This is a genomic window from Bradyrhizobium sp. YR681, from assembly GCF_000282615.1.
Classification (GTDB): domain Bacteria; phylum Pseudomonadota; class Alphaproteobacteria; order Rhizobiales; family Xanthobacteraceae; genus Bradyrhizobium.
In genome coordinates this window covers 1-11,660 of the sequence record NZ_AKIY01000274.1, presented here as the reverse complement: position 1 = coordinate 11,660, position 11,660 = coordinate 1, and the positions used below count along the sequence as shown (strand labels likewise).

The following is an 11,660-nucleotide window of genomic DNA, read 5'->3' as shown; positions in this document are numbered from 1 at the left end:
GAGGGAGGCCAGAAGGAAAGTTCGGCTCCCGGGAGAGCACGGCATAAGCCGTCCGACCATCGCGCAGGGAGGGCCGAGTGATTGGCGCCACCTGTATGCTGTTGTGCGGTCTCTTTGCGCTACACTTTCGCGCAGCAGACCGCGGGTGCGAGCTGGCACCCGGCCTTCCCTGCGCCCTCTTGGCTTCGAGGGTGGAGAGATGAAGCAAAGCTCGGGCGAAACGCGCCGCGAGGCTGCGAAGGCGTGTCTGCGATTCAAATGCTAATGGAGAATGGCGATACCGCACCTTGCTCCGTCATTGCGAGCGCAGCGAAGCAATCCAGAATCTTTCCACGGAGGGATTCTGGATTGCTTCGTCGCAAGGGCTCCTCGCAATGACGAGGTTGCGGGATGCGCAAGCCACAAACGCGCGCCACGACCTTCGTCTAATTCAACACCCGCTTGTTATCCGGGCTGTCCAGCGAGAACGTCGGTACGTCGATCTCGAAGCGCTCGCCGCTTTCGCTGACCATCTGGTAGCGGCCGGTCATGAAGCCGGAGGCGGTCGTGAGCGGGACGCCGGAGGTGTATTCGAAGCGTTCGCCCGGAGCCAGGGTCGGCTGCTCGCCGACCACGCCCTCGCCCTTGACCTCCTGCTGGCGGCCGGTGGCGTCGGTGATGATCCAGTGCCGCGTCTTGAGCTGCACGGTCTCCTCGCCGGAATTGGTGATGACGATGGTGTAGGACCAGAAATAGCGGGAACGGTCGGCCGAGGACTGCTCCGGAACAAAGTTCGGCTCGACGGTTACTTCGATCTGGCGGGTCACGGCGCGGTACATGGCTGCCATCATAACGAAAACCCGGCCGGGAACCAAACGTCGCAGGCCGTTTTAGCGACATCGTCCCGCCAGAATTCGCGGAGAAGTACACCCGGGGAAGACACCCATATGTGATCCGGCCGCTTTGCGAGGGGCCGCCCGGATCGGTACACTCCTCATCAACGGCGCGATTTGCGGAAGGGTTTTTAGGCCCCGATGACCATTGCCGACCAAGTGACGGGAACGCCAATCGCGGGAACCGCAGGTGCCAAGCCTGCGGAGGCCAGGCCTTTGGAGGCGAAGCCGCGTGCGGCCGCGCCGGCGATCTCGCTGCCCGCCATCGGCGAGCGCGAGCTGCGGCTCGACCTGTTCCGTGGGCTGGCGCTGTGGCTGATCTTCATCGACCATCTGCCGCCGAGTCTGCTGACCTGGTTCACGATCCGCAATTACGGCTTCAGCGACGCCACCGAAATCTTCATCTTCATCTCCGGCTACACCGCGGCCTTCGTCTACGGCCGCGCGATGCTGGAGAGCGGCGTCGTCATCGCCACCGCGCGCATCATGCGCCGGGTCTGGCAGATCTATGTCGCCCACGTCTTCCTGTTCACGATCTTCCTCGCCGAGATCTCCTATGTGGCGACCAGCTTCGAGAACCCGCTCTACACCGAAGAGATGGGCATCATGGATTTCCTCAAGCAGCCCGACGTCACCATCGTGCAGGCGCTGCTGCTGCGCTTCCGTCCCGTCAACATGGACGTGCTGCCGCTCTATATCGTCCTGATGCTGGCGCTGCCCCTGATCCTCTGGTCGATGAAGTGGAAGCCCGACCTCACGCTGGCTCTGTCCGCCGTGCTCTACGCGGTGACCTGGGAATACGACCTCTATTTCTCCGCCTATCCGAACGGCTTCTGGGCGTTCAATCCGCTGGCCTGGCAATTGCTTTTCGTCTTCGGTGCATGGTGTGCGCTCGGAGGTGCACGGCGCATGTCGCGTATTCTGGCATCACCGGTGACGATGTGGATCTCGATCGCCTATATCGGGGCGGCGTTCTACGTGACGCTGACCTGGTACGTGCCGCAACTGTCCCATCTGATGCCGAAGCGGCTCGAGCAGTGGATGTATCCGATCGACAAGACCGACCTCGACGTGCTGCGCTTCACGCATTTCCTGGCGTTGGCCGCGCTCACCGTGCGCTTCCTGCCGCGCGACTGGCCTGGCCTGAAATCGCCCTGGCTGCGGCCGCTGATCCTGTGCGGCTCGCATTCCCTTGAAATATTCTGCCTCGGCGTCTTCCTCGCCTTCGCCGGCCATTTCATCCTGGCCGAGGTCTCCGGCGGCGCGGTCATGCATGCGGTGATTAGTCTCTCCGGAATCCTGATCATGTGGGGCGTGGCCTGGGTGATTTCGTGGTACAAGCGCGTAGCTGACAAGAGCGGTGCGAAAATCAAAAACGCCGTCGGCAACGCCGATCTGGCGGGAGGGGGCTGATGAAGGCGAAGGTTCTCCTGAGCCTGGTCCTGCTATGCGGTAGCCTCGCCGCGCCTGCGGCGCGCGCGGGCGATGCTGCGCCTGCTGCGGCCCCGGCCGCGCCTCCGGCCTGCGAATTGCCGGCCTATCTGCTCTCCAGCGAAAGCCAGCTTCCCAAGGTCGCCGAGGCCATCAAATCGGGCAAACCGCTGGAAATCCTCGTCGTCGGCAGCCGCTCGACCACGATTCCGTCCTCCGAGGACGCCTCCTATCCGGCTCGCATGCAGGCCATTTTGAAGGACAAGCTGCCGCCGTCGGAGGCCGTGCACGTCTCCGTAGAAATACAGAGCAAGAAGACGGCCGAGGAGGCGGCTGCGACCTTCGTTAAGCTGATGGAAGCAAAAAGGCCTACTTTGGTTATCTGGCAGACCGGGACGGTGGATGCTATCCGAGCCATCGATCCCGACGATTTTCGCGGCGCAGTGACCGAAGGGGTTGCCGCGCTGCAAAATGCAGGGGCTGACGTCGTGTTGATGAATTTGCAGTACAGCCCGCGTACCGAGACCATGATCTCGGTGCCGCCTTATCTCGATAATATGCGCGTGGTGGCGCAGGAGCATGACGTCCCGCTGTTCGACCGTTTCGCGATCATGCGGCAGTGGAATGATCAGGGTCAGTTCGACCTGTTCAGCCCGTCCCGCGGGCCCGAGCTGGCGAAACAGGTTCATGATTGCCTTGGCCGGGCGTTGGCACAGTTTGTGATTGACGCCGCCCATGTGGGGCCGGCCCAGCAGCAAAATTGAGGTCTAGCGTTAATGAGTTCTCTCCGCCCTTTTTGCCTGACGGCATGGTTGGCCGTGCCCGCAATGGCGGCGCTGCTGTTGCTGTCGCCGGCATCGCAGTCGCGCGCGCAGGCACAGGCCGCGCAGGCGACGCCCGCGCCGACGCAATCCGCTAATTCCGCACCGGCCTCCCAGACCACCGTCGCCGCGACGCACCCCTCCACCGAGCAGCGCGGTATCACCTCGCGCGCGATCGACAAGGTGAAGCAGGTCGCAAAATCCGCCGGCGATATTTTCAGCCGCGTGCCCTGTCTCGCGCCAAAGGGCGGCTCGAAGACGATGGGCTCGCTGCCGCATGTCGCGAACAAGCTGGTTGCCGGCAAGCCCGTCGTGATCGTCGCGTTCGGCTCGTCGTCGACCGCCGGCTATGGTGCGAGCTCGCCCGATTTCAACTATCCGAACCGTCTCGCCGCGCAGCTGCGCCGGCAATATCCGACCGCCGACATCACCGTCGTCAATGCCGGCGTCGGCGGCGAGGACGCGCCCGAGATGATGAAGCGCCTCCAGAAGGAGGTGATCGACGTTCATCCGGACATGGTGATCTGGCAGGTCGGCACCAATGCCGTGCTGCGCAATCTCGATCCCGGCGACACTGCAAAGCTGGTCGAGGACGGCATCTCGCGCATCCAGGCCGCCGGCGGCGCCGACATCGTGCTGGTCGACCCGCAATATTCGCCGGCCGTCAATCAGCGCAAGGAGAGCGCCGGCAAGATGATAAAACTGCTCGGCAAGGTCGCCGAGCTCCGCCGCGTCGGCATCTTCCCGCGCTTCGAGGTGATGCGCGACTGGCACGAGAACCAATCGATCCCGGTCGAAAGCTTCGTCATCGCCGACGGCCTGCACATGAACGATTGGGGCTACGCCTGCTTCGCGCAGCTGCTCGGCGACGACATCATCCGCTCGGTCGGCCAGATCAAGCTGGGCGTGAATGTGCCCGGCGACGTGCGCGCGTATCGGCCGATGTAGTTCGGTGCCGTAGGGTGGGCAAAGGCGCAAAGCGCCGTGCCCACCATTGCTCAGTGTTACGAATGAAGAAGACGTGGGCACGCTTCGCTTTGCCCACCCTACGAGACCGAGCCCTTGGCTCGCCTCACGCCTTCTCCAGCGCCGCCGTCAGATCCTCGATCAGATCGTCCGCATGCTCGAGCCCGGCCGAGAAGCGGATGAATCCCTCGCTGATGCCGAGCGCGGCGCGATCCTCCGGCTTCAGGCGCTGATGCGTCGTGGTCGCCGGATGCGTGACGAGACTCTTTGCGTCGCCGAGATTGTTCGAGATCTTCGCAAGCTTGAGCTCGTTGAGCACGCGGAACGCCCCCTGCTTGCCGCCCTTGACCTCGAAGCCGACCAGCGTCGAGCCGCCGCGCATCTGCTTCTTCACCAGCGCCGCCTGCGGATGATCGGCGCGGCCGGGATAGACCAGCCGCGAAATCTTGGGATGGTCCGCCAATACGTCGGCGATCCGTCCCGCCGTCTCGGTCTGCGCGCGCACGCGCACGCCGAGCGTCTCGAGGCCCTTGAGCAAAACCCAGGCGTTGAACGGCGAGATCGACGGGCCGGTCTGGCGCATGAAGTTGTGCAGGTGCTCGGCGATGAAGGCTTCCGAGGACAGGATGATGCCGCCCAGACACCGGCCCTGGCCGTCGATGTGCTTGGTCGCGGAATAGACCACGACGTCGGCGCCGAGCGCGAGCGGGCTCTGCCAGATCGGGGTGGCGAACACGTTGTCGACGACGAGCCGCGCGCCGCCGCTGTGCGCGATCTCGGCAATGCCGGGAATGTCGAGCACGTCGAGCGTCGGGTTGGTCGGGCTCTCCAGGAAGAACGTCTTGGTGTTGGGCCTCCGCGCACGCTGCCACTCATCGAGATTGGCGCCGTCGATCAGCGTGGTCTCGATGCCGTAGCGCGGCAGCAGGTCCTGAATGACGTAGAGGCACGACCCGAACAGGGCGCGGGAGGCAACGACGTGATCGCCGGCCTTGAGCGGCGCGAGGATCGCGGTCGTCACCGCGGCCATGCCGGTCGCGGCCGAGCGGGCGGCCTCGGCGCCTTCGAGCTCGATCATGCGGCGCTCGAACATCGAGATGGTCGGGTTGGAATAGCGCGAATAGATGAAGCCGGGGTCCTCGCCCTTGAACCGCGCCTCGCACTCCTCGGCGCTGTTGTAGACGTAGCCTTGCGTCAAAAACAGCGCCTCCGACGTCTCGCCATATTGCGAGCGCAGGGTGCCGGAATGGACCAGGCGGGTTTCGGGACGGTAGTGGGCGGTGGACGCCGGGGACTTCGACATAGGACCTCCTGCGTGACCATCGAAAATGGTCACAAAAAAACCGGCCTGGATAAAACCACGGGCCGGGATCACAGAGGTCCCCGGCCTGTTTAGCGACTTATTTAACGTGGCTGCAAGCCGGCCGGCTCAAATCACCACGGGATAAGTGATGCTCATATTCCGCAATGGCCTTTCCGTCAAGGCGTCCATCGGATAGCCGTAAAAGGCTAGTATTTCCCGCATGTCCGGATGCGTTTGACCCCTGACGAGGACCCCCGGTTGAGCTTCACGATCGCCGCCGACGCCAATGGTATCCTGCCCGACCGCATGATCGCGGCGATGGCGGAGGCGGGGCTCATCCTGCCCGCCTATGACTTCGTGGAAAGCCAGATCCAGCCGGCCAGCCTCGACCTGCGCCTCGGCGACATCGCCTATCGCGTCCGCGCCAGCTTCCTGCCCGGTCCCGGCGCCACCGTCGCCGAGCGCATCGACGAGTTGAAGCTGCACGAGTTCAGCCTCGCCGACGGCGCGGTGCTGGAGACCAATTGCGTCTACATCGTGCCGCTGCTCGAAAGCCTGGCGCTGCCGCCGGAGATCGTCGCCGCTGCGAACCCCAAGAGCTCGACCGGCCGGCTCGACGTCTTCACCCGCGTGATCGCCGACGGCACCCGCCGCTTCGACATGATCGGTGCCGGCTATCACGGCCCGCTCTATGCCGAGATCAGCCCGAAGACGTTTCCCGTGCTGGTGCGCGAGGGCTCGCGCCTGTCGCAGGTGCGCTTCCGCACCGGCGACGCCATCCTCAATGCCGACGAGCTCGATGGCCTGCATGCCGCCGAGCGCCTCGTCGACATCGACGATGCCGATCTGTCCGGCGGTGTCGCCGTCTCCGTCGATCTGTCCGGCGAGAAGGCGAGCGGCTTCGTCGGCTACCGCGCCAAGCGCCACACCGGCGTCGTCGATGTCGATCGTCGCTCGGGCTATGCAGTCGAAGATTTCTGGGAGCCGATGTCGGCGCGTCCCGACGGCAGCCTGATCCTCGATCCCGGCGAGTTCTACATCCTCGCTTCGAAAGAGGCCGTGCAGGTGCCGCCCGATTACGCCGCGGAGATGGTGCCGTTCGATCCGCTGGTTGGCGAATTCCGCGTGCACTATGCCGGATTCTTCGATCCCGGCTTCGGCTATGCCGGCGCCGGCGGGCTGGGATCGCGCGCGGTGCTGGAGGTGCGCTCGCGCGAAGTGCCGTTCATCCTCGAGCACGGCCAGATCGTCGGCCGCCTCGTCTACGAGAAGATGCTGGCGCGCCCCGACGCCATGTACGGCCAGCGCATCGGCTCGAATTATCAGGCGCAGGGGTTGAAGCTGAGCAAGCATTTTCGGGTGTAATTCCGTAGCCCGGATGAGCGAAGCGATATCCGGGAACAGTGTCCCCGCATATCGCTCCGCTCATGCGGGCTACCTCTGATCGCCTCCGGTTGCGCCTCCCCACGGCCGATGACACACTCCCGCAAAACAACAAGCCGGGAGCGAACATGACCGCCGCAGCTGAAACAGCGCAGGACACGCAATGGAAGCGGTGGCGCGCGGTCGCCGACCTCTATCACGCCTACTTCACCGGACTCATCCTCACCGTCGTCACGCGGCGCGGTACGGCCGATGCCGCCGAGTTCGTCTTCCGCGTCTTCCGCCGCCAGCAGCAGGAACGATTCCTGCCGGGACTCAAGAAGCTCGGCCTCAGCCATCTGCCGCCGGCGGTGGCGGCTGCGCAATATCACTATCTCTCCAACTGGATCGGCGGCGTGCATGTCGAATACATGTATGAGAGCGACCGCAAGGCCTGGATCCGCTATCCGCCGCCGCGCTGGATCTGGAAGGGCACCGCGATCTGCGGCGTGCCGGGCGAGGTGAGCCGCGCGATGCTGCGCGGCTGGCACGCCAACAACGGCGTCGCGCTCGGCGATATCAGGCTCGGCTTCGTCTGCACCAAGCAGAGCGTCGACGGCCAGGACGGACTCGAAGGCTACTACCATCAATACGACCATCCGCTGGAGCTGGATCAGCGCCTGGTGTTCGCGCGTCACCTGGAAGCCCCGCTGTTCGACGCGAAGAGTGCGCCGGCCTTGCCCGTTGCCAGCTGGCCAAAGCCGCGGCTGGAAAAAGCCTATCGCAACTATGCGATGGAATATGTCCGCACCGCCGCGCCCGTGATGGTGCAGCTGTTCGGCCCGGAAGATGCCAGCTACCTCCTGCATCTCACCGGCAAGCTGATCGGGATGCAATATTTCGACGAGGCCGCGGCGGCGCTGGCGATGAGCCGCGGCGGCGCGAGCGAATTCGCATCGTTCCTGAGCGCGCTGTTTGCTGAGCAGGATGACGTTGTCGAGACGACGCAGTCCGAAGGCGCATTCGAACTCCGCCAGCAGAGCTGGAAGCTGATGGACGATGTCGCTGACTATCATCGCGCCTGCGCCAAGGTGCTGGAAGGCTTGTTCGAGGGGCTCGCTGCCGGATGCGGCCGGCACATCGGCGTGCATCTGCACCTGCCGGCGGGCGGCCATCTGCCGCTGGTGTGGACGATCATCTAATTCCACCCACTGAAATGCGCTGCCGCAGGGCACGCCTGCGCGCGGCGCAGGAGGAATCGGCAATTGCCGTGCTAACAAGCTCTCACCGCGCGCCTCGCGCGCACAAATGCTTTGCCACACCAAGTGATTGCTGCGCTGCAAATGGCGCTTCCGTCCGGGAGAGGACATGTCCGACATCGCCGAAATCCCGGTCGATGAACAAGAGCGTCCGCTGCCGCCGCCCCCGCGTCCGGTGCGAAGCGCGCTGACGGACGGGCCGATCCTGCGCACGCTGCTCTCCCTCGCCTGGCCCAACGTCGTTGCGCTGTCCGCCGGCACCTGCGTGGTGATCGCGGAGACCTCCTATATCGGCCGGCTTGGCGTCGAGGCGCTGGCCGCGATGGCGCTGGTGTTCCCAACGGTGATCCTGACCATGACGATGTCCGGCGGCGCCATGGGCGGCGCGGTGGCCTCCGCCATCGCACGCGCACTCGGCGCCGGCGACCGCGAGCGCGCCGGCACACTCGCCATGCATGCGCTGCTGATCGGCATCACCTTCGGCCTCGTGTTCATGCTGGGCATGCTGATCTTCGGGCCAAAAGTGCTCGAGATGCTCGGCGGCCGCGGCGATGTGCTGACGCATGCGATCGCCTACACCCAGGTGTTTTTCGGCGGTGCCGTGCTGCCCTGGCTGCTCAACACCATGGCGGGCGTGCTGCGCGGCACCGGCAACATGAAGCTGCCGTCGCTGTTGATCCTCAACTCCGCGGTCTGGCAGATCGTGCTCGGCGGCACGCTGGGCCTGGGGCTCGGGCCCATGCCGCAGCTCGGCATGCGCGGCGTCGCTGCCGGTGCGCTGATCGCCTATTCCATGAACATCAGCGTGATGGGCTGGTACCTGTTCTCCGGCCGCGCCCGGGTCGTGCCGAAGCTGCGTGGCCTGCGCATTCAATGGGCGATGTTTTTCGACATCCTGAGAGTGGGCGCGATCGCCTGCTTCTCGCCGCTGCAATCGGTGCTGACGATCTCGATCTTCACCCACATGCTGGCCAAGTTCGGCACCGCAATCCTCGCGGGTTACGGCATCGGCGCGCGGCTCGAATTCCTGCTGACCTCGATCGCGTTCTCGTTCGGCATCGCCTCGGTGCCGATGGTCGGCATGGCGATCGGCGCCGGCCGTATCGCGCGCGCCCGGCGCATCGCCTGGATCGCGGGCGCAAGCGCCTTCGTTGCCGTCGGCACACCGGCGTGCCTCGTCGCGACCTTCCCCGACCTCTGGGTCAACATTTTTACGGACAGCGCGACGGTGCGCGCCACCAGCCATCAATATCTGTCGACGGTGGCACCGTTCTACGCCTTCATCGGGCTTGCCTCGACGATGTACTTCTCCTCGCAAGGCGCGGCCAAGGTGATCGGCCCGGTGCTGGCGCAGACCGCCCGGCTGATCTACATCGCAGGCGTCGGCTGGTGGCTGTCGACGCATGAGGCCACCGCGCAGGGCTTTTTCTGGCTGGCCGCAAGCTCGATGGTCGTGCTCGGCCTGCTCTCTTGCTCCAGCGTGGTGCTGACGCGTTGGGGACCGCGCGAGAGCAAGCCGTCGATCCGGCCGGCTCTGTCGGCCGCGGCGGATTAGGCGCGCCCGCCGGATTTTTGTTTCAGGATATTTCCATCAATTGGCTGGCAACACCGGGTAACCACGGCTGCCCTTGCCGAAGGCTTCGCGCCAGCTCCTGGGAACAATTTCGCCGCGAGTTCACCAGAAGCACGGAAAGGCAGCATGACCTCGATTTCGGCGCTCTCCTCCCACCACCATCACGCATCGCCGTTGCAGCGGCTACAGGATGAGCTGCAAACGGAAGTCAGTTCCGGCACGATCGATTCGTCCGATCAGTCGGCGCTGTCGGCCGCGCTCAGCGACATCGACTCCGCCCTGCAATCAGGCAGTACGAGCGATCAATCCAGCGGCAGCGGATCATCGACTGACGCTTTCAAATCCAGGATCGACGATCTCATCCAGAAGGAAGTTTCGGACGGCAAGCTGACCGACCAGCAGGCCACCGAGTTGCAAGGCATCTTCAAGGCGGCGTTCGCGCAGGGACCGGGTGGGGCAGGTGGCCCGGGTGGAGCAGGCGGACCGCCGCCCGGCGGACCTCCCCCGGCGAGCACCGCGGACAGTTCGTCGAGCGGCAATTCGGTGGTGGACATGCTTCAGCAATTCCTGGATTCGCTGAAGGGCCTGCTCACGGATTCGACTTCGTCCAGCACGACGGCATCGAGCGACACGGCGAGTGCAAGCGATTCATCCTTGACCACCACCGCCACGGACAGTTCGTCGAGCGGCGCGTCGGCGACGGACCTGCTCGAGCAATTCCTTCAGTCACTGAAGGATTCGCTCACGGATCCAACCTACAGCGCGACGCAATCCAGCGACGCGACGAATCCGCGCGACCCCTCGCTGTCCGGTGTCTTCATCAACGATCGGATCTGATACCGGCGCTGCTCCATCCGCCGGTCAGGTGCAACCATCCTTCGAGCCCCCGCGAAGGGTGGTTGCCGCGTTGCCGGGCTTGCCACGCGGCGACGATATGCCCGTCCGCCCTAGCGATGCTTATGGCGGCGATGGCCGCCACCGCCGCCGACATTGGCGAGCCGCATCAATTGCGGGATCATCGCCATCATGTCGCCGCCGCCTGAACCGCCGAGCATACCCATGACGTCGCCGCCGCCGGTCGGCATATAGCCGCCTCCGCCCATCGGCGCGTAACCGCCGTAATTGGGTGCGCCGAAGCCGCCGCCCATCATGCCGCCAAGACCACCACCAAGCCCTCCGCCGCCGTTCTCCATCATGCGGCTCATCATCGGGCCCATGGTCTGCATCAGCATGGCGAAGCGGCGCTTGCCCATCTTCGCCTTCATCATCTCCAGCATCGGCGCCATCTGGGTCATCATGTCCTCGCCGCCGGCGCCTCCGCCGCCGAGGAACTGCGCCTTTGCCGGCGTGCTCGCGACCGAAAACAGCAGCAGCACGGCGGCTGCCTGGCAGATCACCTTGTCCGCACCTCTCATGGCATGCTCCTCGCGTGCGTGGCTTCGCCGGGAGAGCGGAGCCAACCGGACGCACGCCGCCATGGTTACGGCCGGGGAGGAGCGGGCTCTGTGAGAAAAATCACAGAGCCGCAGTGCGTGGCCCCTCGCTAGGCTGCGGCGGGCGGAAACGCCTTGTGGATCGCGATCACCGCGTCCCGGGTCTGCGCCTGGACGTAAGACGCAAGCTCGTTCGGCAGCAGGTCGATGATCCAGACGAGGCGGCACTTCGCATCGCCCTCGGCGATCACCTGCACCGAGGCGCTATAATGCTTCAGCCGCTCGTTGGCGATCGCATAGACGAGGCGTTGCCGCGCATCGTCGCAATCGACCAGCACCTCGCGCGCCACCGAACCGTTGGCGAAGGTGACGATGCGCGCATCGCCGTCGAGCGTGCAGGCGGTGACGAAGCCCGGCGCCAGCCGCTGCGGCAGTGCGCCGAAATCGCGCACGGCGTCCCAGACGTCGCGGGCGGGGGCGGGGAGGGAAATGTCGTTGTGGATGGAGGCCATGAAAGGTGTCCTTGATTGAGAAAGGTCGTCGCCACAAACACCGTCATTGCGAGCGAAGCGAAGCAATCCAGAGATGTTTCCGCGGAGGCAGTCTGGATTGCTTCGTCGCAAGGGCTCCTCGCAATGAC

The 11,660-nt window shown here is 64.9% G+C and carries 11 protein-coding genes and 1 riboswitch; of the genes, 7 read left to right on the top strand and 4 right to left on the bottom strand.

The window, feature by feature from the left end; all coding sequences use genetic code 11:
- Nucleotides 1-425 precede the first annotated feature (425 nt).
- Nucleotides 426-818 (bottom strand): Co2+/Mg2+ efflux facilitator ApaG/CorD, encoded by a 393-nt coding sequence (gene apaG / locus PMI42_RS30145; protein WP_008141611.1) that lies wholly within the window; start codon nt 816-818, stop codon nt 426-428.
- Nucleotides 819-1,013: 195 nt separating this feature from the next.
- On the opposite strand from apaG, the gene PMI42_RS30140 reads away from it, so the two are divergent.
- Genes PMI42_RS30140 through PMI42_RS30130 form a run of 3 tightly spaced genes read left to right on the top strand, consistent with a single transcriptional unit; the run spans nt 1,014 to nt 4,072 of the window.
- Nucleotides 1,014-2,285, top strand: a complete 1,272-nt coding sequence (locus tag PMI42_RS30140) for an OpgC domain-containing protein (protein ID WP_008141610.1) — start codon at nt 1,014-1,016, stop codon at nt 2,283-2,285.
- Nucleotides 2,285-3,067 carry an SGNH/GDSL hydrolase family protein gene (locus PMI42_RS30135; RefSeq protein ID WP_008141609.1) on the top strand — a complete coding sequence of 261 codons (783 nt, stop codon included), beginning with the start codon at nt 2,285-2,287 and terminating at the stop codon, nt 3,065-3,067. Before PMI42_RS30140 ends, PMI42_RS30135 begins: the two co-directional genes overlap by 1 nt.
- 12 nt (nt 3,068-3,079) lie before the next feature.
- Entirely contained in the window at nt 3,080-4,072 is a 993-nt protein-coding gene (locus tag PMI42_RS30130; protein WP_008141608.1) for an SGNH/GDSL hydrolase family protein, read from the top strand.
- A 124-nt stretch (nt 4,073-4,196) separates the two neighbouring features.
- Here PMI42_RS30130 and PMI42_RS30125 read toward each other — a convergent pair whose 3' ends face one another.
- On the bottom strand, nt 4,197-5,393 hold the full coding sequence (locus tag PMI42_RS30125; protein WP_008141606.1) for an O-succinylhomoserine sulfhydrylase: 1,197 nt from the start codon (nt 5,391-5,393) through the stop codon (nt 4,197-4,199).
- Between the two features lie 68 nt (nt 5,394-5,461).
- A riboswitch (SAM riboswitch) is annotated at nt 5,462-5,541 on the bottom strand.
- A gap of 80 nt (nt 5,542-5,621) precedes the next feature.
- Here PMI42_RS30125 and PMI42_RS30120 point away from each other — a divergent pair.
- From PMI42_RS30120 to PMI42_RS30105, 4 genes are all read left to right on the top strand, one after another.
- Complete coding sequence (locus PMI42_RS30120) at nt 5,622-6,758, top strand: 2'-deoxycytidine 5'-triphosphate deaminase (RefSeq protein ID WP_008141603.1); 1,137 nt, start codon at nt 5,622-5,624, stop codon at nt 6,756-6,758.
- A 146-nt stretch (nt 6,759-6,904) separates the two neighbouring features.
- On the top strand, nt 6,905-7,957 hold the full coding sequence (locus PMI42_RS30115; RefSeq protein ID WP_008141601.1) for a hypothetical protein: 1,053 nt from the start codon (nt 6,905-6,907) through the stop codon (nt 7,955-7,957).
- A gap of 166 nt (nt 7,958-8,123) precedes the next feature.
- Nucleotides 8,124-9,569 carry an MATE family efflux transporter gene (locus PMI42_RS30110; RefSeq protein ID WP_008141599.1) on the top strand — a complete coding sequence of 482 codons (1,446 nt, stop codon included), beginning with the start codon at nt 8,124-8,126 and terminating at the stop codon, nt 9,567-9,569.
- Nucleotides 9,570-9,713: 144 nt separating this feature from the next.
- Complete coding sequence (locus tag PMI42_RS30105; RefSeq protein WP_008141597.1) at nt 9,714-10,424, top strand: hypothetical protein; 711 nt, start codon at nt 9,714-9,716, stop codon at nt 10,422-10,424.
- A gap of 110 nt (nt 10,425-10,534) precedes the next feature.
- Here the strand turns inward: PMI42_RS30105 and PMI42_RS30100 are convergent, their stop codons facing one another.
- Both PMI42_RS30100 and PMI42_RS30095 read right to left on the bottom strand, forming a co-directional pair.
- Complete coding sequence (locus PMI42_RS30100; RefSeq protein ID WP_008141596.1) at nt 10,535-11,002, bottom strand: hypothetical protein; 468 nt, start codon at nt 11,000-11,002, stop codon at nt 10,535-10,537.
- Nucleotides 11,003-11,130: 128 nt separating this feature from the next.
- The gene (locus PMI42_RS30095) at nt 11,131-11,532 is read right to left on the bottom strand and encodes an SRPBCC family protein (RefSeq protein WP_008141594.1); all 402 of its coding nucleotides are present in this window, start codon (nt 11,530-11,532) and stop codon (nt 11,131-11,133) included.
- Nucleotides 11,533-11,660: the final 128 nt, after the last annotated feature.